The following is a 24,803-nucleotide window of genomic DNA, read 5'->3' on the forward strand; positions in this document are numbered from 1 at the left end:
CGTGCTTGTGCGGCCGGTTTCCATGCGGCGGAAAGGGGCTGTCCGCGCTGGCCGTTTGCCGGCGCCGGCTCATGCGCCGACGGTTCGTTCGCGCGCGGCGGTCCGCAGCGCATGGTCGAGGTCGTCCAGCCAGCCCGGGTCGGAAAAGACCGGGACCGCCCGCACGGCCCACAGGCGAGGATCATGTGGGGCGGCGCATTTCACGGCGTCCTTGGGGGTGATCAGGATCGGGCCGGGAGGCAGGCTCCTTAGCGTGACCGCCGGGATCGCCTGATGGTCGGGGACGCGCAGAGTGTGGGACAGTGCGACGCCGGCGGCGCGCAGCATGGCGAAGAAGCGCTCGGGCCGGCCGATGCCGGCCGCCGCGGAGCAGAGGGCCGGGCCCTGTTCGGTCCGCCAGGCGTCCCAGGACAGGTCGCGTCCGCTGGCCAGGTGCGTGACGCCTTCCGGTCGCAGACGCATGACGATGGCGCGAGGGGGATGTTCCGTGTTCACTGGGGAAATGGCGGAGGCGGGCGGCGTGGGCTCGTCGGCCGCCAGATGGGTGACGAGCCAGTCGGCCCGCGTCAGGCGGCCGGAAGGCTCGCGCAGGGGACCGGCCGGCAGCAGGCGGCCGTTGCCGATGCCGCGCCCGTCCTGGACGATGATTTCCAGGTCCCGGGCCAGGGCCGTGTGCTGCAGGCCGTCGTCGGCGATCAGCACATCCGTGTCCGGATGGGCCGCCAGCAGGGCCGCCGCCGCCAGCGCGCGCCTGGGGTGGACCGCGACCGGCGCCCCGGTCGCGGCGTGAATCAGCGCGGGCTCGTCGCCCAGGCGGGCGGCGGCGGCGCCGCCGCCGCTCAGGCGAGGCCGCGGTCCGACGGCGGCGCCGTAGCCCCGGCTGACGATGCCGGGATGCCAGCCTCGGACCCGCAGGGCCTGGCAGACGGCGATCGTGACGGGGGTCTTGCCGGTGCCGCCGACCAGGATGTTGCCGATCACCACGACAGGCACCGGGGCTTTCCAGGCGGTTCGGGCCTGGGCGCGCAGGCGCCGGGCCGACAGCAGGCCGTAGAGCCAGGACAGGGGCAGCAGCAGGGTGCTGAGGCCCCCGCGGCGGCTCCAGATCGCCAGCATGATGTCTTCGAGCCTTCGGCTCATGGGACTTCCCTGCGTCGCGTATTCCGGCGTTCGCGCTTGGGGCGGCCCGGCACGCTCACGGCCGGGCCTGAGTCAGGAAGTGGACCTTGCCGATGTGAGCCAGGCGGGCGGCTTCCAGGGCGCGGACCACGGCGGCGTGGGTGGCCTGGCCGTCGGCGTCGATGCGCAGGGCGGCGTCCGGCCGACTGGAAGCCGCTTGGCGCAGGCTGTCGGCCAGGGCGTCGTCGTCGGCCGCGTCGATGTAGTGGCCATCCAGCGCATACAGGCCGTCGCGGCTGATCGCCAGTTCCAGAAAGGGCGAGGTGTCCGGCGCTTCGGCCCGGGCTTGGGGCAGGGCGACCTGCAGCTGGCGGTGGCGGGTGAATGAGGTCGAGGCCGCCAGGAAGATCAGGATCACCAGCAGCACATCGATCAGCGGGATCAGGTTGATCTCGGGCTCGTCGTGGGCGCGATGATGGTGGAAGTTCATGTTGCGACGCGCCGGCTGATCAGGCGGTTCAGGGTTCCGGCCTCGCGTTCCATGGTGTGCAGGAAGTATTCGACGCGGGAGCGGAAGTACCGGTGGAAGGCCAGCGCGGGGATGGCGATCAGGATGCCGAAGCCGGTGTTGTACAGGGCGATCGAGATGCCGCGGGCCAGCTGGGCCGGGTCCCCGCCAGTGGGGTCGTAGGCGCCGAAGATTTCGATCATGCCGACCACTGTGCCGAACAGGCCCAGCAGCGGGGCGATTACGGAAATCGTCGCCAGCGCGGGCAGGTAGCGGTTCAGGCGCCAGGAGACATCGCGGCCGACGGCTTCGACGGCGGCCAGCCGCCAGGCGTCGTCCTGATGCCGGTGAGCGGCGATCTCGGCGAGGATGCGGCCCATGGGGCTGCCGCGCGCCAGGCGCAGGATGGCATCGGGCTCGTCCTGCTGGCGGCGCACGAGTTCGAGCACCTGTTCGGGCAGGCCGGCGGGCATGACCTGGCGGGCGCGCAGGGCCAGGAATCGTTCTATGATGATCGCCAGCGTGATGACCGAGGTGGCGACGAGCAGCCAGATCGGCCAGCCGGCCGCGTGAATGATGTCCAGCACAGTCCTGATCCTTGAAGGTGCGGGGCCGGGAATCGGCGCAAATGCGTATTTTACCGTCGGGCCGCCCCAAGGTAAAAAGCGCCCCCTTGGGGGGCAGCAAGCCCGAAGGGCGCGGCGTGGGGGCTTTTCAAGCCTGAGCGTGAATCAGGGCGCGGCTTTCCCGCCGGTATCCACAGTTTCTGTGGATAATTCTGTGCACAAGAGTCCGGACGCGCATGTTTCATGACCCTTCGTACTGGATTGGTTATTTTTTGCACACCGGGCGATAGAATTCAAATTTATTTGAAATCAATAGCTTACGTGTATTTTTTGAAGTAGGTCTTGATGAGACCCTCTGATGCGCCCGAAAACAGGCGGGTTTGACAAATCAGGGCTTTCTGTGGATAGGTTTCGATGAATTTTTCTGCTCCAAGGCTCGCCGAGGGCGACTTTTCGGGAGGCGATGCGGTCCTGACCGTGTCACAACTCAATCGCCGGGTGGCGCAACTGCTGGAGAACGGCGTGCCGCGTTTGTGGGTGGCGGGCGAGGTTTCCAATTTCACCCGGGCCGCGTCCGGACACTGGTATTTTTCCATCAAGGACGAGGCCGCCGCCGTGCGCGCGGTCATGTTCCGGGGGCGCGCCCAGGCAGTGGGATTCATCCCCGAAGTCGGCGGCCGCTACGAATTTTGCGTTCAGGTTTCTCTGTACGAGCCCCGGGGCGACTACCAGGTGCAGGTCGAGTCCCTGCGCCGAGCGGGCCGGGGTGATCTGCACGAGGCCTTCCTGCGTCTGCGCGACCGGCTCACGGAAGAGGGACTGATCGATCCGGCCCGGCGGCGCCCGTTGCCGGCCCTGCCTCGGGCGGTGGGGGTCGTGACCTCGCTGTCGGCGGCCGCCCTGCGCGATGTGCTGTCGGTCATGGCTCGGCGGGCGCCGCACGTGCGGGTCGTCGTCTATCCGGCCCAGGTCCAGGGACGTGACGCCGCGCCGCAGCTGTGCGCCGCGCTGGATCTGGCCGCCGGACGGGCCGAGGTCGACATACTGCTGCTGGTGCGCGGCGGCGGCAGTCTGGAGGACCTGTGGTGCTTCAATGACGAAACCCTGGCGCGCCGCATCGTCGCCAGTCCGGTGCCGGTCGTCAGCGGAGTGGGGCACGAGACGGATTTCACCATCGCCGATTTCGTGGCCGACTTGCGTGCGCCCACGCCGACGGCGGCGGCCGAGTTGTGCTGCGAGGATCGTAGCCGGATCCTGGGCCGCCTGCAGGCCGCGCGCGACCTGCTCGTCCGGGGCCAGCGACGGCGCCTGGAGCACGCAGCCATCCGGCTGGACCGGGCCCGCGCCCAGCTCGTGTCCCCGGCCCAGCGCCTGCAGCTGCGGCGCCAGCGCCTGGAGTTCGCCGCCAGGCGGTTGGAGGCGGGCCTGGACCGGCTGCTGCGGGAACGCCGCCATCGCCCGACGGCGGCACTGGATCGGCTGTCCGCCGGCCTGGACGGCCTGCTGCAGCGCCGCCATCGGCGGCTGGATGCGGTTCTGGCCGCCCTGGGGGCGCTGGATCCGCACCGGGTGCTGGGGCGCGGCTATGCACTGGTCCGCCGGGCCGACGGGGCAATCGTCAAAAATGCGTTAGACTTGAAGATTCATGAGCCCATCGAGATCGAGTTCGGCCAGGGCCGCGCCCAGGCCGAGGTCACCCGGGCCGATTTTCTTTGAAGGAACTGTCATGGCTTTTACTCTGCCGCCGCTGCCCTACGCGATGGACGCACTGGCTCCCCATATTTCCCAGGAAACGCTGGAATACCATTATGGCAAGCATCACCAGGCCTACGTGACGAATCTGAACAAGGCGATCGAGGGCACCGAGCTGGCCTCCCTGAGCCTGGAAGACGTGATCCGCAAGTCCAGCGGTGGCGTGTTCAACAACGCCGCCCAGGTCTGGAACCACACCTTCTACTGGAACAGCCTGTCGCCCAAGGGCGGCGGCGAACCATCCGGCGCTCTGCGCCAGGCCATCGAGGCCAAGTGGGGCAGCGTCGATGCGTTCAAGACCGCCTTCACCCAGTCCGCCGCCGGCAACTTCGGTTCTGGCTGGACCTGGCTGGTGAAGAAGGTCGACGGCGGCCTGGACATCGTCAACACCAGCAACGCCGGCACCATCGTCAACACGGCCGACAAGGCCCTGCTGACCTGTGACGTGTGGGAACACGCTTACTATATCGACTACCGCAATGCCCGTCCCAAGTATCTGGAAAACTTCTGGAACCTGGTGAACTGGGACTTCGCGGCGGCCAACCTGGCCTGATCCGGCGCGGAGCGCGGCTGCCGGTCGCGTTCCGGTCCGATCCGGGCGAGGAGCCCCCCGCAGAAACGGCGGACGCAGCGATGCGCCCGCCGTTTTTCGATCGCAGGAAGAGACATGACCCACGACAACGCCGCTCCGGCGGACGATTCCCCCGATCTGCTGCCTGAAAAGGTCCAGAGCGAAAACATCTGGCGGCTGGCGATCGCGCAGGCGCTGGCCGGCGCGAACGCGGTCGTGGTCTATGCCACGGGCGCCATCGTCGGCGACCAGTTGGCGCCTTCGCCGATGCTGGCGACCTTGCCCGTCTCGGTCTTCGTCGTGGGCATGGCGGCCTGCATCCTGCCCGCGGGTGCGATCGCACGGCGACATGGCCGGCGTGCAGCCTTCCTGGCCGGAACCGGGGCCGGCGCGCTGGCCGGCCTGCTGGCCATGCTCGCGGTGCTGGCGGGTGGATTCTGGCTGTTCTGTCTGGCGACCTTCTTCGGCGGCGGCTATGCGGCCGTGGTACTGTCGTTCCGCTTCGCGGCCGCCGACGGTGTCGCACCCGGACGACGCGCCCGCGCGCTCTCGCTCGTCATGGCCGGAGGCGTGGCCGCGGGTGTCGTGGGGCCACAGCTGGTGACCTTCACGATGGACCTGTGGCCGCCGCACCGGTTCGCGGCGACCTATCTCATGCAGGCCGTCGTGGCGGTGCTGGCCGCCTTCCTCCTGCTGGGCGTGAAGCTGCCTCCGCCCACGGCGCGGGAAATCGCGGGCGGTCGGCCACTGGGGCAAATCGCGCGCCAGCCGCGTTTCGTCGCCGCGGCGATCTGCGGGGCGGTGTCCTACCTGCTGATGAATTTTCTGATGACCGCCGCGCCGCTGGCGATGCACCTGTGCGGGCATTCCCAGGCGTCGGCCAATTGGGGCCTGCAATGGCATGTGATCGCCATGTACGGGCCCAGCTTCTTCACCGGCGGCCTGATCGCGCGCTGGGGTGCGGGCCGTGTGGTGGCGGCCGGCCTCGTGCTGACCGGTCTGTCCGCGGCGATCGGGCTGGGCGGCGTGGACGTGCCGCATTTCTGGGCGACGCTGATTCTTCTGGGCCTGGGCTGGAATTTCGGTTTCCTGGGCGCGTCGGCCATGGTGCTCGAATGTCACAGGCCCGAAGAAAAGACGCGCGTCCAGTCGCTCAACGATTTCATTGTGTTCGGTCTGATGGCGATCGGCTCATTCTCGTCGGGCGGACTGCTCTCGGCCTATGGTTGGGATGCGGTGCTGTGGGTGTCCTTCACGCCGCTCGTCCTGGCCTTCGCCGCGTTGGCCGCGATGGCGGGGCGCGCGGGCCGGGATTCCTCGGAACGGGAAAACGCGGCGTCCTGACTGGCGGGGGGCGGGAGAGTGGGACGCCCGCTCAGCGTGTGATCCGGTCGCCCGTCCGCACGCCGGAGCGGGCGAACCAGCCCAGGTTCATTTCCAGGGCCTGGGTGATGGGCGCCGGCGGGCAATGCGGGGCCAGGCTTTCCGGCCGCATGTCCTGGATATCGACGATGCGCCCGTTCCGGTCGATGAAGGCGATGGACAGGGGGATGAGGGTGTCCTTCATCCAGAAGCAATGGATGTCAGGTTCTCCCAGCTCGAACAGCATGCCGGCGTCGGCCGCCAGCGCGGTCCGGCGCATCAGCCCTTCGCGCAGGGTTTCCGGCGTGGCAGCGTATTCGGCCTGGATGGCATGGCCGCCGACGCGCAGCGTCACGGCCGGCGGCGGCGACTGCGCCGCCGCGGGGCCGCCGCACAGCGGGGCCGCCAGCAGCAGGGCGGCGGCCAGCGTCCTTCTCGAGGCAAAAAGACGGGGCCCGCCAGGGGCCCCGCATCGCGTTAAAATGGAAATGAACATCCAGGCCCCGTTCAGGCGGCGGTGATGTTGAGGGCTTGTTTGCCTTTCGGACCCTGCGCGATATCGAAAACGACCTTCTGCCCTTCTTTCAGGGTCTTGAAGCCGTTCATCTGGATGGATGAAAAATGTGCGAAAAGGTCTTCGCCCCCATTGTCGGGGGTAATGAAGCCAAAGCCCTTGGCATCATTGAACCATTTGACCGTGCCTGTCAGCTTTTGTGACTCTCCGGCGTTTTCGATGGATTCCGACATGCAAACTGCCTCTCGACTATAGTGTGGGGTTTGAACGGACCCCGGTCACCCCTGAGGGCGGCCTGCGGGACACGACGATCATGCTGAATTCCGCGTCATTCAGTCAACTATGGAAACCACTAGGTTCTGATTCGCATGCCGACCGATATTCAAAATCAGCAGCAACTGGTGCGTGAAGCCGCGCCGGTGCGCCTCGCGCCGCCGCCGATGTATCAGGTCGTGCTGCTGAATGATGATTACACGCCGATGGATTTCGTGGTGCATGTGCTGCGGCGGGTTTTCCACAAGGGCGGCGAGGAAGCCGAGCGCATCATGCTGCAGGTCCACCACGAGGGCCGGGGCGTCTGCGGCATCTACACGCGTGACGTGGCGGCCACCCGGGTCGACGCCGTGCTGCACCTGGCGCACGCCGATCAGCATCCGCTGCAGTGCCTGATGGAGCCCGTGCCGTTTTTCTGAGGTGCCGGTTTTTCCCTCCGCCCGACCTTGTGTCTGCGCGGCCTTCAGGGACCGCCGAGTAAGTCGGGCGGTAAGCAGGCGCTGCGGATTTGGGCTGGAGGCAAGGCGCGAACCGCGGCGATGGCCGCAGCTATCGCGAGGATGAGCAACGCCGCGGACCGCCCGAAGTCGCAGATGCATGCGGCGCGATGGCTTGTTCAGAGGTCCCTCGGGGACGATCCCGAGCCCCCATGCATCAAACGGCGGGCTGTTTTAGTCATAGAATAGGCATAACGGATTGCTTGATCCGCTCCGATATGCAATGGAGGAAGCGTGATTTCCGAAGAGCTCGAAGTCAGCCTGCACATGGCGTTCGTCGAGGCCCGCGCCGCCCGACACGAATTCATCACCGTGGAGCACCTGCTGCTGTCCCTGCTGGACAATGCCTCGGCCGTCGAAGTCCTCCGCGCCTGCGCGGCGGATATCGAGCTGCTGCGTCAGGACTTGCGCAAATTCATCGTCGAGAACACGCCGGTCTTCCCGGGCGAGGGCGAGGTCGACACCCAGCCTACGCTGGGATTCCAGCGCGTGATCCAGCGCGCCATCATGCACGTGTCCTCCAACGGGTCCAGCAAGAACGCCGTGACCGGTGCCAACGTGCTGGTGGCCATGTATGGCGAAAAGGACTCGCACGCGGTGTACTTCCTCGTGCAGCAGGGTGTGTCCCGGCTGGACGTGGTCAACTATCTGTCCCATGGCATCACCAAGGTCTCCGACGACCCGCCGGCCGCGGACAATCCGCGCCTGGAGCCGCCCGCCGCCGACCCGAAGGCCGAACAGCAGAAGTCCCCCCTGGAAACCTACGCCACCGATCTCAATGCCGAGGCCCTCAAGGGCCGCATCGACCCGCTGATCGGTCGTGAGGACGAGGTCGAGCGCGTCATCCAGGTACTGTGCCGCCGGCGCAAGAACAATCCCCTGCTGGTGGGCGAAGCCGGAGTCGGCAAGACGGCCATCGCCGAGGGACTGGCCTGGCGAATCACCCAGGGCGACGTGCCGGAAGTCTTGCACGAGACCCAGGTCTATGCGCTGGACATGGGCGCGCTGCTGGCGGGCACCAAGTATCGGGGCGACTTCGAGCAGCGCCTGAAGCTGGTGCTCAAGGCCCTGAAGGACAACCGCCACGCGGTGCTGTTCATCGACGAGATCCATACGCTGATCGGCGCGGGCTCCGCTTCGGGCGGTACGCTGGACGCATCCAATCTGCTCAAGCCGGCGCTGTCCTCCGGACACCTGAAGTGCATCGGGGCGACCACCTATACCGAATACCGCGGCGTTTTCGAAAAGGATCATGCGCTCGCGCGGCGCTTCCAGAAGATCGACATTCCCGAGCCCACGGTGGCCCAGACCATCCAGATCCTGCGCGGCCTGAAGGCGCGTTTCGAGGCCCACCACCAGGTGCGCTATTCGGGCGCGGCGATCACGGCGGCGGCGGAACTGGCCGCGCGCCACATCAGCGACCGCTTCCTGCCCGACAAGGCCATCGACGTGATCGACGAGGCTGGCGCCGCTCAGCGCCTGCTGCCCAAGTCGCGCCAGAAGAAGCTCATCGGCCGTGCCGAGATCCAGTCCACCGTGGCGCGTATCGCCCGTATTCCGCCGCAGAACGTGTCCACGGACGACCGCAACAAGCTCGCCACGCTGGAACGGGACCTGAAGGCCGTGGTGTTCGGCCAGGACCAGGCCATTTCCGCGCTGGCCGCCTCGATCAAGATGGCGCGCTCGGGGCTGGGACGGCCCGACAAGCCCATCGGCTGCTTCCTGTTTTCCGGCCCGACGGGCGTGGGCAAGACGGAGGTCGCGCGCCAGCTGGCCTTCGTCCTGGGGATCGAGTTGCTGCGCTTCGACATGTCCGAATACATGGAGCGGCATACCGTGTCGCGCCTGATCGGCGCGCCGCCGGGCTATGTCGGCTTCGACCAGGGCGGCCTGCTGACCGAAGCCGTGAGCAAGCAGCCGCATTGCGTGCTGCTGCTCGATGAAATCGAAAAGGCGCATCCGGACGTCTACAACATCCTGCTGCAGGTCATGGACCACGGCGCGCTGACCGACAACAATGGGCGCAAGGCCGATTTCCGCAATGTGATCCTGGTGATGACCACCAACGCGGGCGCCGACGCACTGAACCGCAACGCGATCGGCTTCGCCGCGCCGCAGCGCACAGGCGACGAGATGGCGGAGATCAAGCGCCTGTTCACGCCCGAGTTCCGCAACCGGCTGGACGCGATCATCGGCTTCGCGCCTTTGCCGCGCGAGGTCATCCTCCAGGTTGTGGACAAATTCCTCATGCAGCTCGAAGATCAGCTCCACGACAAGCATGTCGAAGTCCTGTTCACGCAGGCGCTGCGCGACCATCTCGCGCGGGCCGGCTTCGACCCGGCCATGGGCGCGCGGCCCATGCAGCGTCTGATCCAGGACACCATCCGCCGGGCGCTGGCCGATGAACTTCTGTTCGGCCGCTTGGTGCATGGCGGGCGGGTCGAGGTCGACCTGGACGCCCGGGAGCAGGTCGTGCTCAACTTCCCCGAAGGCGGCGAGGGCGCGGGGGTTGTGCCGGAGCCCTCCCGGCCCGAGCCCGAGCTCGTGGATTGAGGCCCCTGATCGCCTGCCCGCATTGCGACACGCTGCACGTCCGGCTCGATCCGGGCGCGCGCGGCAGAGCTGAATGCCGCTGTTGCGGCACGGTGCTGTACCGGCGCGGCTGGCTGTCCCTGGACCAATGGGTGGCGCTGACCTGGGCCAGCCTGGCTGTGTTCGCCATCGCCCAGTGGTTCCCCATCGCCCGCCTGTCGCTCCAGGGTCTGGACGTCAGCCTGACCTACTGGCAGGCTCTGCGCTTGTGCTGGGATCGTGGCTATTACGGGGTTTCGGTGCTGACCGGGCTGGCCGGGTTCTGGTTTCCGCTGCTCCAGATCGCGCTGACGCTGTGGGTGATGCAGGCGATCGCTGCGCGGCGCCTGCCGCCCGACCTGGGGCGTACGCTGCGCCTGCTGGGTCGTTTGGCGCCGTGGTCCATGGCGACGGTGCTGATCCTGTCCATTCTGGTGTCCGTCGTCAAGGTCGCCGGCCTGGCGCGCCTGCAGGTGGAACCCGGCATGCTGGGCTTTCTCGCGCTCTGCTTCCTGCTGAGCGGGCTGGGGCGCTGGGATGCACATGCCCTGTGGCGCCAGGCGGAGGATGCCGGTCTGGTGCCGGTGTCGGGCGCACAGGGGCGAGGCCGGGTGTGCGATGCGTGCGGCTGCGTCCAGGCTCCGCAGGCCTCCGGGCGCTGCCTGCGTTGCGGCGCGGCGCTGGGCCATGCCCGTCACGGCGACGCGGCGCAGGTCTGGGCTCTGCTGCTGGCGGCGGCCGTGTTCTACGTTCCGGCCAACGTTCTTCCGATCATGGAAGTTCGCACCGTGCTGGGCCGCAGCGACCACACCATCCTGGGCGGCGTGATCGAACTCTGGCGCTACGGCTCCTGGGATCTGGCCGTCATCGTCTTCGTCGCCAGCGTGCTGGTGCCGGTGACCAAGCTGCTCGCCCTGGCGTTCCTGCTGCTGCGTGATCGTCCCATGGGCGCGGAGGTCCAGCGGCAGCGCACGCGGCTGTACGCCCTGGTCGAATTCGTCGGGCAGTGGTCCATGCTGGACGTCTTCGTCGTCGTCCTGATGGCGGCCATGGCCAATTTCCCGGGCCTGTCGCAGATCAGCGCCGGACCCGCCGCCCTGAACTTCGGCGCCGTGGTCGTGCTCACCATGTGGGCGGCCATGCGCTATGATCCGCGTCGAGGCTGGGACGTCCTGCGGGATGCCCGGCCGGCAAAGGAAAACCATGGACATTGAGGACCCACCTGCCCGGAAACCGCGCGATCCCGCCGGCACGGAATTCCCCGCTGAAGGCGCGTATCCCGCCGGGGACGCCGCGGCGCCCGTCATCCGGCCCGGCCGTTCCTTGCACTGGTCCTGGGTCTGGCTGGTGCCTCTGCTGGCGCTGGCGGTGGGGCTGTCTCTGCTGGCCTCGGCCTGGGTGCGTAACGGCCCGGTGATCACCATCAGCTTCCTGTCGGCGGCCGGCGTCGAGGCCGGCCAGACCAAGCTGCGCTACCGCGACGTGGTGGTGGGCGACGTGTCGGACGTGCGCGTGGCCGGGGATCGCCAGCACGTGCTGGTGGACGTGCAGCTCAGGCGCGAGGGCTCGGAATACATCACCCAGAAGGACTCCAAGTTCTGGATCGTCCGTCCCCAGGTCAGCCTCGCGGGAGTGTCGGGGCTGGACACGCTGCTGTCGGGCGTCTATATCGATGTGGATGCGCCCACCACGCGGTCCAAGGGCGATCCGGTCCGCACCTTCAAGGGCCTGGGCAATCCGCCGGAGGTGCTCAGCGGCCAGGTCGGCACCCGTTTCGTGCTGCAGGCGGATTCGCTGGGTTCACTGCGCGTGGGGTCCCGCATCCACTACCGCCGCATCGAGGTCGGCCGTGTCGTCAGCTACGACATGGCCCCGGACGGCCGATCGGTCAATCTGCACGTTTTCGTCGAAGCGCCCTATGACCGCTACGTGACGCCGGACACGCGTTTCTGGAACGACAGTGGCGTGGATATGTCGGTGTCGCCGGATGGCGTCCAGGTGCGTACCAGCGGCCTGTCGGCGATCCTGAACGGCGGCATCGCCTTTGCCCAGGCGGACGAGTCCAGCTCCTACGATGGCACCGTGGACAGTGCGCCGGCCGCCGCCGGCAGCACCTACCGGCTGTTCGGCACGCGCGACGAGGCCCTGGCCGATCCGGACGGCGATCCTGTGCCCATCGAACTGCGTTTCGACCAGTCGGTCCGGGGCCTGCGTGTCGGTGCCGACGTCGATTTCCGCGGCATGTCGATCGGCAAGGTGATCGACATCGATCTGGAGTTCGATCGCGAGCGCCGGCGTTTCTATTCCCGGGTGCGGGCGCAGCTCTATCCGATGCGGTTCAGCGATGCCTACCGGCAGCTGACCGACGCGGCGGGCGGCCTCCGGGACGAGGCTCTGCTGCGGCCCCTGATCGAACGTGGTCTGCGAGCCCAGCTGCGCACCGCCAGCCTGCTGACCGGCCAGCAGTATGTGGCCCTGGATTTCTTCCCCGGCGAGGCGCATGCGGCTCCGGAAATTCCCGGCGGCCTCTCCGGCCACAAGGGGCTCCTGGTGCCCACAGTACGGGGGAATTTCGACCGGCTGCAGGGACAGCTCAGCAATATCGTCACCAAGCTGGACAAGGTGCCGATCGAGGAAATCGGCCGCGACCTGCGCGGCAGCCTGGAGGCCCTGAATCGCCTGCTGAGGCGCCTGGACACCCAGGTGGCGCCCCAGGCGACCCGGGCCCTGTCCTCGGCCAGCGCCTCGTTGGACCGGATCGGCGCGGTGCTGGCGCCCGATGCGCCTCTTCTGGGCAGTCTGCGGGACACTCTGGGCGAGCTGGATCGCGCCGCGCGCGCCCTGCGTCTGCTGTCCGAGACCTTGCAGGTTCGCCCCGACGCCCTGATCCGGGGGCGCGCGCCCGATGAGTTGCATTGATGAGGAAAAGCGCACCATGAAACGGACGAACCTGGCCCGAGCTGGCCTGCTGATCGGTCTGGCGGGCCTGCTGGCAGGTTGCGCGTCCGCTCCCGAGCGGTACTACAGCCTGACGGCTCCCGCGGCCAAGCAGCCGGAGACGGCTGCGGTGCCGGCCGCGGCGGGCTACGGCTTGAACTTGACGGTGTCGCGGATCCCGGCCGAGTCCGAGCGGCCCCAATTGGTGGTGCGCGATCCGGCGACGGATCCAGCGGTGCGGGTGCTCAACGATTCGCTCTGGGCGGCGTCGCTGGGAGACCAGATTCGCGATGTGCTGGCCGGGGAGGTCGGTCGCCGGCTGGGCGCTGCGGATCTGCGGCGCCTGCCGGACGCGGCGTCCCGGCCCGTTCGGCGCATCGAGGTGCGGATCGACCGGTTCGACATGGTCCGGGGACGTTTCGCGGCACTGGATGCGGACTGGACGGACCGCCCGCCGGGCGCCGATCGCGCCCGCCTGTGCCGGGCCTCGGTGCGCCAGCCCGCCGGCGAGGGCGTGGCGTCGCTGGTAGAGGCCCAGCGCCGGGCGCTGGAGCGTCTGGGGGCCTTGATCGCCGGAGCGCCTGCCGACGCATCGGTCGATTTACAGAGAGGATCAACCGTGTCAAAATTTGGTTGTACCTGATCTTGTTTGGGGTTAACCATAATGGCGAATTCAGGTGCAACCTTTTAGCATGGCGCCTGATGCGAGCCGGGTTCTCCGGCTGACGATACCAAAGTGGAATACCTCGAACATGGCTACTGTAACCCTGGGTGTGAAGGTCGATGAGGCGCTGCGCGAGCGCCTTCGGGTCTTGGCGGATTCACTGGGCTGCACGCCGCACTGGCTGCACAAGCAGGCTCTGCTGAGCTACATCGAGGCCATCGAGCGCGGTCAGGTGCCCGCCGAGATCGACCGGCGCGCGGATGTCGAATCCGGGGAAGTCCCGGCGGTGGAGCCCGAACCGTTGGCGCCGTTCCACGAATTCGCCCAGGAGGTCCTGCCGCAGTCCGTGTTGCGAGCCGCCATCACCGCCGCCTACCGACGTCCGGAACCGGAATGCGTGGCCATGCTGGTGGACCAGGCCGAATCGCCGCAGCCCGGGCAGGTCGAGACCCTGGCCCGCCGGCTGGTCCAGACCCTGCGCGACAAGCGCAAGGGCGGCGGGGTGGAAGGCCTGATCCAGGAATTCTCGCTGTCCAGCCAGGAAGGCGTCGCCCTGATGTGCCTGGCCGAGGCGTTGCTGCGCATTCCCGACCAGGCCACGCGCGATGCCTTGATCCGCGACAAGATCAGCCATGGCGACTGGCGCTCGCATGTGGGCGAATCCCGCTCGTTGTTCGTCAACGCGGCCACCTGGGGCTTGCTGGTCACCGGCAAGCTGGTCAGCGTCAACAGTGAACAGAACCTGTCCCAGGCCCTGACGCGCCTGATCGCCAAGGGCGGCGAGCCGCTGATCCGGCGTGGCGTGAACATGGCCATGCGCCTGATGGGCGAGCAGTTCGTCACCGGCCAGACGATCTCCTCGGCCCTGGCCAACAGCCGCAAGTTCGAGGACGCCGGCTTCCGCTATTCCTACGACATGCTGGGCGAGGCCGCGACCACGGCGGAAGACGCCGAGCGCTACTACCAGTCCTATGAGCAGGCCATCCACGCCATCGGCAAGGCTTCCCAGGGGCGCGGGATCTACGAAGGCCCCGGCATTTCCATCAAGCTGTCGGCGCTGCATCCGCGCTATTCGCGCGCCCAGCGCGACCGGGTCATGGACGAATTGCTGCCGCGCATGGTCGAGCTGGCCGCGCTGGCTCGACGCTACGACATCGGCCTGAACATCGACGCCGAGGAAGCCGACCGCCTGGAATTGTCCCTGGACCTGCTGGAGGCCCTGTGTTTCGATGAGCGCCTGCGGGGCTGGAACGGCATCGGCTTCGTCATTCAGGCCTACCAGAAGCGCGCGCCCTTCGTGATCGATTTCGTGATCGACCTGGCGCGCCGCAGCAAGCATCGCCTGATGGTCCGCCTGGTCAAGGGCGCTTACTGGGATTCCGAGATCAAGCGCGCCCAGGTCGACGGCCTGGAAGGCTATCCGGTCTACACGCGCAAGATCCACACCGACGTGTCCTACCTGGCGTGCGCGCGCAAGCTGCTGTCCGCCCCGGAAGCCATCTTTCCCCAGTTCGCCACGCACAACGCCCAGACACTGGCTTCCATCTACTACATGGCGGGCGAGAACTACTACCCCGGACAGTACGAGTTCCAGTGTCTGCACGGCATGGGCGAGCCTCTGTACGAAGAGGTCGTCGGTCCGGTCTCCAAGGGCCGCCTGAACCGACCCTGCCGCGTCTACGCTCCCGTGGGCACGCACGAGACCCTGCTGGCCTATCTGGTGCGCCGCCTGCTGGAAAACGGCGCCAACACTTCCTTCGTCAACCAGATCGGCGACCGCGACCTGCCCATCGACGCCCTGGTGGCCGATCCGGTCCGCAAGGCCCGCGCCGTCCAGCCCCTGGGGGCGCCGCACGACCGCATCCCCCTGCCGCGCGATCTGTATCGGGCGCACGAGGACCGCGCCAACTCGGCCGGCCTGGATCTCAGCAACGAGCATCGCCTGGGCTCCCTGGCGGCCGCGCTGCTGGGCAGCGCGACCCAGGGATGGCGCGCCGCGCCGCCCGGAGAATGGCGGGACGAGCGCGCCCGTCCCGTCCTCAATCCGGCGGACCGCCGGGACGTGGTCGGCCAGGTGATCGAGGCCGACGAGGCCGATGTTCAGACCGCCCTGGGACGCGCCGAGTACGCGGCGCCGATCTGGCAGGCCACGCCGCCCGCCGAGCGGGCGCAGTGCCTGCGGCATGCGGCCCAATTGATGGAAGACGAGATGCAGTCGGCCATCGGCCTGATCGTGCGCGAGGCGGGGAAGTCCTTTCCCAACGCCATCGCCGAAGTGCGCGAGGCGGTTGATTTCCTGCGCTACTACGCCGTCCGGATCGAGGAATCCTTCTCCAACGACAGCCACCGGCCGCTGGGCCCGGTGCTGTGCATCAGCCCCTGGAACTTCCCCCTGGCGATCTTCACCGGTCAGGTGGCCGCCGCGCTGGCCGCCGGCAACGTCGTGCTGGCCAAGCCGGCCGAGCAGACCGCGCTGATCGCCGCCTACGGCGTGTCGGTGCTGCATCGCGCCGGCGTGCCGGCCGATGCGGTCCAGTTGCTGCCGGGCCGGGGCGAGACGGTGGGCTCGACCCTGGTCGCCAGCCCGGCGGTGCGCGGCGTCATGTTCACCGGCTCGACCGAAGTCGCCCGCTTGATTGCCGCCACCCTGGCGGACCGCCTGGACGGCAACGGCCACCCCGTGCCGCTGATCGCCGAGACGGGCGGGCAGAACGCCCTGATCGTGGATTCCTCCGCGCTGACCGAACAGGTCGTCTTCGACGTGCTGAATTCGGCCTTCGACTCGGCGGGCCAGCGTTGTTCTGCGCTGCGCGTGCTGTGCGTCCAGGAGGACTGCGCCGACCGCACCCTGACGATGCTGCGCGGCGCCATGAATGAATTGCGCGTCGGACGTCCCGAGCTGCTGTCCACCGACATCGGTCCGGTGATCGACGCCGAAGCCCGGACCGTGATCGAGCGCCACGTCCAGACCATGCGGGCCGCCGGCCACACCGTCGATCGGTACCCGATGGACGAGGAGCGGATGCGCCAGGGCACCTTCGTGGCGCCGACCTTGATCGAAATCTCCGACATCGCCGAACTGGAGCGCGAGGTCTTCGGCCCCGTCCTGCACGTGCTGCGCTACCGCCGCCAGGATCTCGATGCGGTGATCGACGCCATCAACGGCCGGGGCTACGGCCTGACCTTCGGCGTCCATACCCGCCTGGACGAGACCGTGCGTCATGTCACCGAACGCATCCATGCGGGCAACATCTACGTGAACCGCAACATCGTCGGCGCGACCGTGGGCGTGCAGCCATTCGGCGGCGAGGGGCTGTCGGGCACCGGCCCGAAGGCTGGCGGCCCCCTGTACCTGCACCGCCTGCTGGCCGACGCGCCCGGTTCCCTGCCGGTCGAAGGCGTGGTGGGCAAGGGAGCCGCCCGGCCGCTGACGCTGCCCGGACCCACCGGCGAGACCAACCAGTACCACTTGAAGCCGCGCGGCACGGTGCTGTGCCACGCGGCCAGCGCGGCCGGGGCGCAAGCACAGCTGGAAGCCTGCCACCGTACGGGCAACGATACGTTGTGGGTGGACCATCCGGAAGTGCGCGCCTTCCACGCGGCGCGTCCGGCGGGCGGCGGCGTCCGCTGGGTGGCGGCGGATGCCGCCGCCACGGCCGACTTCCAGGCGGTCCTCTACGAGGGCGACAGCGACGGCCTGCAGACGTTGTCCCGCGCGGTCGCGGGTCGTCCCGGCCCGATCGTCCCGATCCTGGCCCGTCGCGCCGACGAGTTGTCCGCTGGCAAGACCTATCCCCTGGAAATGTTGGTCCGCGAGGTCTCGGTCTGCGTCAACACCGCCGCCGCCGGAGGGAATGCCAGCTTGATGATGGTTGGTTGATTCAACAGAGGCCAGTGGTCAAAAGACAGGGGCCCCGATCGGGGCCCCTTGCTCGTGCGGATCGATCGGCGCCGGTCAATCCTGGCGGTCGGTCACTTCCACCAGGTGGTAGCCGAACTGCGTGCGGACCGGCCCCTGGACCACGCCCACCGGCGCGCTGAAGACGACCTCGTCGAATTCGCGCACCATCTGGCCGCGGCCGAAAGTGCCCAGATCGCCGCCGTCGCGGCTGGACGGGCAGCTGGAATGCTCGCGGGCGACGGCCGCGAAATCGGCGCCGCCTTCGATGTCGGTCTTCAGCTTCAGGCACTGTTCTTCGGTATCGACCAGGATATGGCGGGCGGAGGCTTGGGTCATGGAATGTTCCTGTGTGGTTGAAACGATGGGCTCGAGGAGCGGGTCCCATAGATTAACCCGAACGGCACGTGACGAAAAAAGGACGGCCCCGCGGGCCGTCCGGCGATGCTTCATCGGAAAAGGCGGCGGCGCCTCAATGTCCCAGGTACGCCGCCTGGATCTCCGGCGAGGACAGCAGTTCGCGCGAGGAGCCCTCGTGCGACAACTTGCCGACTTCCAGCACGTAGCCGCGGTCGGCCAGCTTGAGCGCCATGCGGGCGTTCTGTTCCACGATCAGGATCGTGACGCCGGTGTCGCGCACCTCGCGCAGCACCTGGAAAATATTGCGCACGATGATCGGAGCCAGGCCCAAGCTGGGTTCGTCCAGCAGCAGCAGGCGCGGCTTGGTCACCAGGGCGCGGCCGATGGCGAGCATCTGCTGTTCGCCGCCCGACAGCGTGCCGGCGAGCTGGTCGCGGCGTTCATGCAGGCGCGGGAAGATCTTGTAGACGTGCTCGCAGCTTTCCTCGGTCTCGGCCGCCGGGCGCGTGAAGCCGCCCATGCGCAGGTTTTCCGCCACCGACAGGGTGCCGAACACGCGGCGGCCCTCGGGGGACTGGCCGATGCCCAGGCGCACGATGCGGTCTGCGCCCATGCGGGTGGTATCGTGCCCGGCGAAGGTGATCTTGCCCGACTGCGGGGTGATCAGGCCGCTGAGGGTACGCATCAGCGTCGTTTTGCCGGCGCCGTTGGCTCCCAGGATGGCCACGACTTCCTTTTCCTGGACATGCAGGGAAATGCCCTTGAGGGCCTGGATGTGACCATAGCTGACGCGCAGGTCTTCGATCTGGAGCAGAGGAGCGGTCATGCGTTCACCTGGTCTTGTACGGCGTTCATCAGCGGATCGTCCTCATCGTCGTCCTGGCCCAGGTAGGCCTCGATGACGAGCGGATTGCTGCGGATTTCGGCGGGCTTGCCCTCGGCGATCTTCTTGCCGAAGTTGATCACGACGATGTTGTCGGTGACGTTCATCACCACGCTCATGTCGTGTTCCACCAGGATCACGGTGATGCCGGAGTCGCGGATGGCGCGGATGGTCTCGTTCAGGCCGGCCGATTCCTGTTCGTTCAGGCCGGCGGCCGGTTCATCCAGGATGATGAGTTCGGGTTCGGCCACCAGCGTGCGGGCCATTTCGACGCGGCGCTGGGCGCCGTAGGGCAGGGAAGTGGCGATCTCGTGGGCCATGTCGGCCAGGCCGAGTTGGCGCAGCACCGCCATGGCGCGTTCGACCAGTTCGTGCTCCTCGCGTCGCTGGGCGGGCGTGTTCAGCAGGCCCTGCCACCAGGACTGGCGCATCCGCAGGTGCTGGCCGGCGATCACGTTTTCCAGCACCGTCATGTCCTGGAACAGGCGGATGGTCTGGAAGGTGCGGCGGATGCCGGCCTCGGCGATGCGATGCGGCGCGAGCCCCGTGATGTCGCGGCCGTGCCAGCGGATGTGGCCGTCGGTGGGCCGGTAGACCCCGGTGATCATATTGAACACCGTGGTCTTGCCGGCGCCGTTGGGGCCGATCAGGCCGACGATTTCGCCGCGCCGGATCTTGAAGCTGAGGTCGTCGACCGCGCGCAGGCCGCCGAAGCTGATGCCGATGCCGTCGAGTTCGAGCAGGATGTCGGACCCGGCGTCGGACGGGCTGGAAACGGCTGTGTTCATATGACCCCCTTGCGAGCCGGCCAGATGCCTTGCGGACGCAGGATCATGACGAGGATCATCGCCACGCCGAAGGCCAGATAGCGGTATTGGGCGAATTCGGTGAAGATCTGCGGCACCACGAACATCATGGCGGTGCCCAGCAGCACCCCGGGCACGGAGGCCTGGCCGCCGACCAGCACGATGGCGAAGAGCACCACCGAATCGGTGAAGCGGAACGAGCCGGGACTGACGGCCGACAGCTGCATGGCGAACAGCGTACCGGCGAGTCCGGCGAGCCCGGCCGACAGCGCGAAGGCGGCGACCTTGTAGTTGCGGGCGTTGACCCCCAGGGTGGCGGCGGCGAGCTCGTCGTGCTTGATGTAGCGGAAGGTGCGTCCCAGCGAGGAGCGGTCCAGGTTGCCCATCAGCCACAGGACCGCGGCCAGCACGATCCAGTTCAGGTAGAACAGGTCGCTTTGCGTGCCGAACATGCGGCCGAAGAGCGTCGGGCCGCTGACGCCGAACAGTCCGTCGGCGCCGCCGGTCAGGCCGAACAGGTTGTTTTGCATGGCCAGCACGAAAATGGCATTGAAGCCGATCGTGACCACCAGCAGGTAGTCGCCGCGCAGCTTGACGATAGGTGCCGACAGGATGGCGCCCAGGGCCGCGGCCAGCACGATCGCCACCGGGATGGTCCAGAGGACGGGCCAGTTGAAGGACAGCGACAGGATCGCGCAGGTGTAGGCGCCGATACCGAAGAAGACCGCGTGGCCCATGTCGTACATTCCGGCTCGCCCCAGCACGATGTCCTGGGACAGGGCGACGATGGAATAGATGGCGAAGATGCCGCCGATGGTGATCCAGGCGGGCGACAGCAGCTGCGGGATCAGCAGGCCCAGGATCCACAGCGCGGGGCCGGCCAGGCGGCGCAGCGCGCGGGCCGTGCCCGAGGGGGCGGCCGGAGAGGCTTGGTTCATGTGTTTGTCCATGGATTACACCTTTTCCGCGACGCGTTCGCCCAGCAGGCCGGTGGGGCGCACCAGCAGGATGGCGATGAGCAGGGCGAAGGTAATCGCGTCCTGCCAGGAACTGGAGACGTAGCCGGCGGCGAAGGCGTTGAACAGGCCCAGCACCAGCCCGCCCAGCATGGCCCCGGGGATGTTGCCGATGCCGCCGATGATGGCCGCGATGAAGGCGCTCAGGCCGTAGGACCAGCCCATGGTGAAGTAGGTCTGGCGGTAGTACAGGCCGATGAACAGGCCGCCCACCGCGCCCAGGACCGGACCGATGATGAAGACCATGGCGATCACGCGGTTGACATTGACCCCCATCAGGCGCGCGGCGTCCTGGTCGATGGCGGTGGCGCGAATGGCGGTGCCCACGCGGGTATGGTGCACGAAGAAGTACAGCGCGGCCATCAGCACGAAGGCGCCGACGATGATCAGCAACTGGACGAAGCTGATGTGGGCCCCGCCGATCTCCCAGTTGATGTTGGGCAGGAGATTGCTGGGGAAGACCTGGACGTTCGGGCTCCAGATCAGCATGATGCCGTTCTGGATCAGCATCGAGGCGCCCAGGGCGGACACCACGGCCGACAGGCGCGGCGCCTTGCGCAGGGGTTTGTAGGCGAACTGGTCGAGCAGGGTGCCGGCTACGGCCACCACGATCATGGCGACCAGGAACGCCAGGATCAGCAGGACCGGCGTGGACAGGCCGCCGAAGACGCCGGAGGTCAGGGTGGTCAGGCCGATGAAGGCGCCCAGGATGCACAGGTCGCCGTGGGCGAAGTTGATCAGCTTGAGCACCCCGTAGACCATGGTGTAGCCCAGCGCGATCAGCGCGTAGATGCCGCCGACCGTCACCCCATTGATGAATTGCTGGAGGATAAAGTCCATCGATCGGTTTCCAGAGAGAGCCGCGTCGCGGCAGGCGCGTCGCCCGGAGCCGGGCGCGGCGGAAAGGACGGCGCCCGGCCCGCGGGGGGCGTGGGCGCCGTCGGTCGGCGAACTCAGTTCGTCGGGTAGACGGTCTTGTAGCTGCCGTCGGCCTGGACTTCGAAGGCGGACATCGGGCTGCCGATGCGCTCGCCCTTGTCATCCCAGGTGAAGGGGCCGGTCAGGCCCGGGAAGGGTTGCTTCATGTCGTGCAGCCAGGGGATGAGCTTGGCGGTGTCCGTGCTCTTGGTGGCCTCGATGGCGGCGAAGACCGCGCGCAGGCCGTCTGCGTTGGTGAAGGTGTAGATGCTGGGAGGCGCCGAGCCGAAGGCTTTGGTGTAGTCGGCCAGGAACTTTTTGGCTTCGGGGTAGGGCAGGTTTTCCGGGGCGGGCACGTTGACGATGATGGCACCCTGGGCCGCGTTGCCGGCGATCTTGGCGAAGGCCGCGTTCTGGTTGGCGTCGCCGCCGATGAAGACCGCGTCCATGCCGAGCTGCTTCATCTGGGCGCGGATCAGGCCGCCATCGGTGTAGTAGCCGGAGAAGAACAGGGCGTCCGGGTTCTTGGACTTCAGCTTGGTCAGCACGGCGCTGTAGTCCTGGGTGCCGGCATTGATGAAGTCATCGGCCACGAGGGTGCCCTTCTGGTCCTGGATCGCCTTCTTGACGCTCTGGGCCAGGCCGGTGGCGTAGCTGGAGTGGTCGCTCAGCACCGCGATGCGCTGGTACTTCTTGACGTTGACCATGTAGTCGGCGGCGAAGACGGCTTCGTCGCTGTTGGGCGGTGCGTTGCGGAAGAATGTCTTCCAGCCGCGCTGGGTCAGTTCGTCGCTGGTGCCGTCGGAGGTCTGGATGACGTTGGCGGCGGAATAGATCGGGGCCGCGGCCAGGGCTGCACCACTGGTGTAGGTGCCGATTACAGCGATGACACCGTCGTTCACCAGTTTGCGACCGCAGATGGCGGCCTGCGAGGCCTTGCCTTCGTCGTCGCACACGATCACCTGGATCTGGCGGCCCAGGAGGCCGCCCCCCGCGTTCTGCTGCTTGACCAGCAGCTGGACGCCATTCTCGATGCCCTGGCCTTCGGCGGCGTATTCGCCGGTGATGGGAGCCTGCACGCCGATCTTGATGGGGCCGTCGGCGGCGAACGCCGTTCCGGCGCCGGTCGCCAGCAGGATCGCTGCGGTGAGAGTGGAAAGTTTGGTCAGCCTGCTCATGTCTGGATTCTCCTTTGTGACGGATCCAATCGCGGTGATGGGTCGGGTAGAGCGCGTGCGATGCGATCGGCCTCTTTCCGGGGGATACCCTTGTCTCTATGGAAAGAGGACCTGGGCCTCTCGGGCCCTGCCGTCGATGGCGCCGGCGGGGCCGTGCGAGGGTTTTGGTTAACCCTGCCGATCAGGTGCAACCCTTGTTGGAGGGAAAAGGCGCAACCTGAAAGACGGGCGAAGTATAACCATCTGAAATCTGCAAGTGCAACCAGGGATATCGCCTAGATGAATGCCTGCGCGATGCCAGAGTGTTCCGGTCATTTTGGACTGGCTACATAATATATTGATAATATTTTTTATAAGAACTGGGATAAACCCTGATCGAGCAGGACTTGAGAATCCGGGGAATCAGACTTCAAGTCGTTGAAATATATCAAGTATTTTCCTCCTGGCCGGTAGAGCTGGAGAGAGTGGGGATACTTGCGCGGGGGGCGCGGGAAACCGAGGATCGATGCCTACATCGATTTGGAGGATGGAATCGACCGGGGTTCTTTCGACAATATATCGGTATAAACCCTGATTCACACATTCCGTGCGCGAGGCCCGCCAGCTATCCGAACCATTGCGGCGCACGACCGGCGCATGGCGACGGCGTCCGGTTCAGTGGCGGCCGGTACTGCCGAAGCCGCCTTCGCCGCGTTCGGTGACCGTGTCGAAGGCCTCGACCACGTGCAGGCCCACCTGCACGACAGGCTGAAACAGCAGCTGCGCGATGCGCTCGCCGGGCTGGATGTCGTAGGACGTGTCGCTGTCGTTGGCCAGCAGGACCTTGATTTCCCCATGGTAATCGGCGTCGATGACGCCGATGCCCTGGGCGACGCGGATGCCGTGCTTCAGCGACAGGCCCGAGCGCGAGGCCACGATCGCCACAAGGCCAGGGTCCATCATGTTCAGGGCCAGTCCGGTGGGCACCGGCAGGCGCTCGCCGGGGGCCAGTGTCCGAGGCGCCTCCAGGCAGGCGCGCAGGTCCAGGGCGGCGGAGCCGCCGGTGGCGTAATCGGGCAGGGGAATCGCGTTCGTGCCCAGCAGGGGGTTGACGATGCGGGCCTGGATGAGTCGTCGTTGCATGGTGGTGTGGTCCGTGGAGAAGGGGCGGGACGCGGCTTCGGTGGATCGCACGCCCCGCGGAGTGTGTGGCTCGCGGTGGCTCAGCGGGGAGGCAGACGCCCCGCGATCCAGGCGATCAGCTGGCGGGCGGCCCGCAGCTTGGGCTGCCGGGCCAGGGGATGGGCGCCCTCGTCGTCGAAGATCACCAGTTCGGTGTCCTCCGCGTCCATGGCTTCCTGGGCCAGGTTGCCGACGATGGCGGGGATCCCCTTGCGCGCGCGCTTGGCCTGGGCGTGCTCGGCCAGGCGGTCGGTCTCGGCGGCGAATCCCACGCACCAGGGACCGCCGGGCAGGGCGGCGACCTCGGCCAGGATGTCGGGGTTCTGGATGAAGTCCAGTCGCGGTGGCTGGCCGCCGGGCTGTTTCTTGAGCTTGACCGCCGACGGGTTGGCGATGCCCCAATCGGCGACGGCCGCCACGGCGATGAACAGATCGGCCTCGCCGGCGCGCGCCATCACGGCGGCATGCATGTCGGTGGCGCCGCGCACGGCGATGCGCTCAACGCCGTCCGGGCAGGGCAGCGCGACGGGGCCGGACACCAGGGTCACGTCCGCCCCGGCTTCCGCCGCCGCCCGGGCCAGGGCGTAGCCCATGCGGCCGGACGAGCGGTTCGTCAGCACGCGCACCGGGTCGATGGTTTCGCTGGTGGGGCCGGCCGTGAGCAGCACGCGGCGGCCCGCCAGAGACTTGGGCTGGAAGAAGGCGATCAGGGCGCGCAGGATCCCGTCGGGTTCCATCATGCGGCCCGAGCCGGTCTCGCCGCAAGCCTGCGGGCCGGCGTCGGGGCCGATCAGCGTCACGCCGTCGTCGCGCAGCTGCGCCGCGTTGCGTTGTGTGGCCGGATGGGTCCACATTTCATGGTTCATGGCCGGCGCGGCCAGCAGCGGCACGGCGCCGCGCGCCACGCACAGGGTGGTCAGCAGGTCGTCGGCCAGGCCGTGGGCGGCGCGGGCCAGGAAATCGGTGCTGGCCGGCGCCACCAGGACCGCGTCGGCGCCGCGCGTCAGGTTGATGTGCGCCATGCGGTTGTCCATGCGGGCATCCCAGGCGTCCACCCAGACGGGGCGCCCCGACAGGGCCTGCATCGTGGCCGGCGTGATGAAGCGGGTGGCGGCCTCGGTCATCACCACGTCCACCGTGGCGCCCTCGTCCTGCATCCGGCGCAGCAGTTCGGCCGATTTGTAGCAGGCGATGCCGCCCGTCAGCCCCAGGATGATGCGTTTGCCCGACAGGTCCATGGGAGCCTCCT

At 67.6% G+C, this 24,803-nt stretch carries 22 protein-coding genes; 9 read left to right on the forward strand and 13 right to left on the reverse strand.

All coding sequences use genetic code 11. From position 1 onward, the window contains the following. Window positions 1-69: 69 nt before the first annotated feature. Genes lpxK through ACTPOE_RS01905 form a run of 3 tightly spaced genes read right to left on the reverse strand, consistent with a single transcriptional unit; the run spans window position 70 to window position 2,214 of the window. Window positions 70-1,140 (reverse strand): tetraacyldisaccharide 4'-kinase, encoded by a 1,071-nt coding sequence (gene lpxK / locus ACTPOE_RS01895; protein ID WP_458870504.1) that lies wholly within the window; start codon window positions 1,138-1,140, stop codon window positions 70-72. Window positions 1,141-1,195: 55 nt separating this feature from the next. Further along, entirely contained in the window at window positions 1,196-1,609 is a 414-nt protein-coding gene (locus ACTPOE_RS01900; RefSeq protein ID WP_458870505.1) for an ExbD/TolR family protein, read from the reverse strand. Next, complete coding sequence (locus ACTPOE_RS01905; protein WP_458870506.1) at window positions 1,606-2,214, reverse strand: MotA/TolQ/ExbB proton channel family protein; 609 nt, start codon at window positions 2,212-2,214, stop codon at window positions 1,606-1,608. Before ACTPOE_RS01905 ends, ACTPOE_RS01900 begins: the two co-directional genes overlap by 4 nt. Window positions 2,215-2,607: 393 nt before the next feature. Between ACTPOE_RS01905 and xseA the strand changes: the two genes are divergently transcribed. The 3 genes from xseA to ACTPOE_RS01920 all read left to right on the forward strand — a co-directional run bounded on the left by xseA (window position 2,608) and on the right by ACTPOE_RS01920 (window position 5,860). Continuing rightward, complete coding sequence (gene xseA, locus ACTPOE_RS01910; protein ID WP_458870507.1) at window positions 2,608-3,909, forward strand: exodeoxyribonuclease VII large subunit; 1,302 nt, start codon at window positions 2,608-2,610, stop codon at window positions 3,907-3,909. 10 nt (window positions 3,910-3,919) lie between these two features. Further along, on the forward strand, window positions 3,920-4,498 hold the full coding sequence (sodB, locus tag ACTPOE_RS01915) for a superoxide dismutase [Fe] (protein ID WP_458870508.1): 579 nt from the start codon (window positions 3,920-3,922) through the stop codon (window positions 4,496-4,498). 114 nt (window positions 4,499-4,612) lie between these two features. Next, the gene (locus ACTPOE_RS01920; protein ID WP_458870509.1) at window positions 4,613-5,860 is read left to right on the forward strand and encodes an MFS transporter; all 1,248 of its coding nucleotides are present in this window, start codon (window positions 4,613-4,615) and stop codon (window positions 5,858-5,860) included. 31 nt (window positions 5,861-5,891) lie between these two features. On the opposite strand, the gene ACTPOE_RS01925 is transcribed toward ACTPOE_RS01920, so the two are convergent. Both ACTPOE_RS01925 and ACTPOE_RS01930 read right to left on the reverse strand, forming a co-directional pair. Continuing rightward, window positions 5,892-6,374, reverse strand: coding sequence for a DUF192 domain-containing protein (locus tag ACTPOE_RS01925; protein ID WP_458870510.1), 483 nt, complete (start codon window positions 6,372-6,374; stop codon window positions 5,892-5,894). Window positions 6,375-6,385: 11 nt separating this feature from the next. Beyond that, window positions 6,386-6,625 (reverse strand): cold-shock protein, encoded by a 240-nt coding sequence (locus ACTPOE_RS01930; protein ID WP_458870511.1) that lies wholly within the window; start codon window positions 6,623-6,625, stop codon window positions 6,386-6,388. Window positions 6,626-6,760: 135 nt separating this feature from the next. Between ACTPOE_RS01930 and clpS the strand changes: the two genes are divergently transcribed. The 6 genes from clpS (at window position 6,761) to putA (ending at window position 17,214) form a co-directional block, all read left to right on the forward strand. Continuing rightward, window positions 6,761-7,084, forward strand: a complete 324-nt coding sequence (gene clpS / locus ACTPOE_RS01935; RefSeq protein WP_458870512.1) for an ATP-dependent Clp protease adapter ClpS — start codon at window positions 6,761-6,763, stop codon at window positions 7,082-7,084. Window positions 7,085-7,396: 312 nt separating this feature from the next. After that, window positions 7,397-9,715 carry an ATP-dependent Clp protease ATP-binding subunit ClpA gene (gene clpA, locus ACTPOE_RS01940; RefSeq protein WP_458870513.1) on the forward strand — a complete coding sequence of 773 codons (2,319 nt, stop codon included), beginning with the start codon at window positions 7,397-7,399 and terminating at the stop codon, window positions 9,713-9,715. Beyond that, complete coding sequence (locus ACTPOE_RS01945) at window positions 9,712-10,947, forward strand: paraquat-inducible protein A (RefSeq protein WP_458870514.1); 1,236 nt, start codon at window positions 9,712-9,714, stop codon at window positions 10,945-10,947. Before clpA ends, ACTPOE_RS01945 begins: the two co-directional genes overlap by 4 nt. After that, the gene (locus tag ACTPOE_RS01950) at window positions 10,937-12,652 is read left to right on the forward strand and encodes a PqiB family protein (RefSeq protein ID WP_458870515.1); all 1,716 of its coding nucleotides are present in this window, start codon (window positions 10,937-10,939) and stop codon (window positions 12,650-12,652) included. The genes ACTPOE_RS01945 and ACTPOE_RS01950 overlap by 11 nt, the downstream gene beginning before the upstream one ends. 16 nt (window positions 12,653-12,668) lie before the next feature. After that, window positions 12,669-13,313 carry a PqiC family protein gene (locus ACTPOE_RS01955; protein WP_458870517.1) on the forward strand — a complete coding sequence of 215 codons (645 nt, stop codon included), beginning with the start codon at window positions 12,669-12,671 and terminating at the stop codon, window positions 13,311-13,313. A gap of 109 nt (window positions 13,314-13,422) precedes the next feature. Continuing rightward, complete coding sequence (putA, locus tag ACTPOE_RS01960; RefSeq protein ID WP_458870518.1) at window positions 13,423-17,214, forward strand: trifunctional transcriptional regulator/proline dehydrogenase/L-glutamate gamma-semialdehyde dehydrogenase; 3,792 nt, start codon at window positions 13,423-13,425, stop codon at window positions 17,212-17,214. 75 nt (window positions 17,215-17,289) lie between these two features. Here the strand turns inward: putA and ACTPOE_RS01965 are convergent, their stop codons facing one another. The 8 genes from ACTPOE_RS01965 to coaBC form a co-directional block, all read right to left on the reverse strand. After that, entirely contained in the window at window positions 17,290-17,571 is a 282-nt protein-coding gene (locus ACTPOE_RS01965) for a peptidylprolyl isomerase (RefSeq protein ID WP_458870519.1), read from the reverse strand. Between the two features lie 133 nt (window positions 17,572-17,704). Then, entirely contained in the window at window positions 17,705-18,418 is a 714-nt protein-coding gene (locus tag ACTPOE_RS01970) for an ABC transporter ATP-binding protein (RefSeq protein ID WP_458870520.1), read from the reverse strand. Continuing rightward, complete coding sequence (locus ACTPOE_RS01975; RefSeq protein ID WP_458870521.1) at window positions 18,415-19,263, reverse strand: ABC transporter ATP-binding protein; 849 nt, start codon at window positions 19,261-19,263, stop codon at window positions 18,415-18,417. Before ACTPOE_RS01975 ends, ACTPOE_RS01970 begins: the two co-directional genes overlap by 4 nt. Then, window positions 19,260-20,219, reverse strand: a complete 960-nt coding sequence (locus tag ACTPOE_RS01980) for a branched-chain amino acid ABC transporter permease (protein WP_458870522.1) — start codon at window positions 20,217-20,219, stop codon at window positions 19,260-19,262. The genes ACTPOE_RS01975 and ACTPOE_RS01980 overlap by 4 nt, the downstream gene beginning before the upstream one ends. Window positions 20,220-20,234: 15 nt before the next feature. Then, window positions 20,235-21,137 (reverse strand): branched-chain amino acid ABC transporter permease, encoded by a 903-nt coding sequence (locus ACTPOE_RS01985; protein ID WP_458870523.1) that lies wholly within the window; start codon window positions 21,135-21,137, stop codon window positions 20,235-20,237. Window positions 21,138-21,250: 113 nt separating this feature from the next. After that, the gene (locus ACTPOE_RS01990; protein ID WP_458870524.1) at window positions 21,251-22,393 is read right to left on the reverse strand and encodes a branched-chain amino acid ABC transporter substrate-binding protein; all 1,143 of its coding nucleotides are present in this window, start codon (window positions 22,391-22,393) and stop codon (window positions 21,251-21,253) included. A 654-nt stretch (window positions 22,394-23,047) separates the two neighbouring features. Next, window positions 23,048-23,515: a dUTP diphosphatase gene (dut, locus tag ACTPOE_RS01995; protein ID WP_458870525.1), complete on the reverse strand. Its 468-nt coding sequence runs from the start codon at window positions 23,513-23,515 to the stop codon at window positions 23,048-23,050. 80 nt (window positions 23,516-23,595) lie between these two features. Beyond that, window positions 23,596-24,792: a bifunctional phosphopantothenoylcysteine decarboxylase/phosphopantothenate--cysteine ligase CoaBC gene (coaBC, locus tag ACTPOE_RS02000; protein ID WP_458870527.1), complete on the reverse strand. Its 1,197-nt coding sequence runs from the start codon at window positions 24,790-24,792 to the stop codon at window positions 23,596-23,598. Window positions 24,793-24,803: the final 11 nt, after the last annotated feature.

Source organism: Castellaniella sp. WN (genome assembly GCF_054457555.1).

Excerpts from the sequence above, each read along its gene's own strand:
- lpxK (WP_458870504.1), bottom strand. The coding sequence starts at position 1,140 with ATGAGCCGAAGGCTCGAAGACATCATGCTGGCGATCTGGAGCCGCCGC.
- ACTPOE_RS01900 (WP_458870505.1), bottom strand. The coding sequence starts at position 1,609 with ATGAACTTCCACCATCATCGCGCCCACGACGAGCCCGAGATCAACCTG.
- xseA (WP_458870507.1), top strand. The coding sequence starts at position 2,608 with ATGAATTTTTCTGCTCCAAGGCTCGCCGAGGGCGACTTTTCGGGAGGC.
- sodB (WP_458870508.1), top strand. The coding sequence starts at position 3,920 with ATGGCTTTTACTCTGCCGCCGCTGCCCTACGCGATGGACGCACTGGCT.
- ACTPOE_RS01920 (WP_458870509.1), top strand. The coding sequence starts at position 4,613 with ATGACCCACGACAACGCCGCTCCGGCGGACGATTCCCCCGATCTGCTG.
- ACTPOE_RS01925 (WP_458870510.1), bottom strand. The coding sequence starts at position 6,374 with ATGTTCATTTCCATTTTAACGCGATGCGGGGCCCCTGGCGGGCCCCGT.
- ACTPOE_RS01930 (WP_458870511.1), bottom strand. The coding sequence starts at position 6,625 with ATGTCGGAATCCATCGAAAACGCCGGAGAGTCACAAAAGCTGACAGGC.
- clpS (WP_458870512.1), top strand. The coding sequence starts at position 6,761 with ATGCCGACCGATATTCAAAATCAGCAGCAACTGGTGCGTGAAGCCGCG.
- ACTPOE_RS01950 (WP_458870515.1), top strand. The coding sequence starts at position 10,937 with ATGGACATTGAGGACCCACCTGCCCGGAAACCGCGCGATCCCGCCGGC.
- ACTPOE_RS01955 (WP_458870517.1), top strand. The coding sequence starts at position 12,669 with ATGAAACGGACGAACCTGGCCCGAGCTGGCCTGCTGATCGGTCTGGCG.
- putA (WP_458870518.1), top strand. The coding sequence starts at position 13,423 with ATGGCTACTGTAACCCTGGGTGTGAAGGTCGATGAGGCGCTGCGCGAG.
- ACTPOE_RS01965 (WP_458870519.1), bottom strand. The coding sequence starts at position 17,571 with ATGACCCAAGCCTCCGCCCGCCATATCCTGGTCGATACCGAAGAACAG.
- ACTPOE_RS01970 (WP_458870520.1), bottom strand. The coding sequence starts at position 18,418 with ATGACCGCTCCTCTGCTCCAGATCGAAGACCTGCGCGTCAGCTATGGT.
- ACTPOE_RS01975 (WP_458870521.1), bottom strand. The coding sequence starts at position 19,263 with ATGAACACAGCCGTTTCCAGCCCGTCCGACGCCGGGTCCGACATCCTG.
- ACTPOE_RS01980 (WP_458870522.1), bottom strand. The coding sequence starts at position 20,219 with ATGAACCAAGCCTCTCCGGCCGCCCCCTCGGGCACGGCCCGCGCGCTG.
- ACTPOE_RS01985 (WP_458870523.1), bottom strand. The coding sequence starts at position 21,137 with ATGGACTTTATCCTCCAGCAATTCATCAATGGGGTGACGGTCGGCGGC.
- ACTPOE_RS01990 (WP_458870524.1), bottom strand. The coding sequence starts at position 22,393 with ATGAGCAGGCTGACCAAACTTTCCACTCTCACCGCAGCGATCCTGCTG.
- dut (WP_458870525.1), bottom strand. The coding sequence starts at position 23,515 with ATGCAACGACGACTCATCCAGGCCCGCATCGTCAACCCCCTGCTGGGC.
- coaBC (WP_458870527.1), bottom strand. The coding sequence starts at position 24,792 with ATGGACCTGTCGGGCAAACGCATCATCCTGGGGCTGACGGGCGGCATC.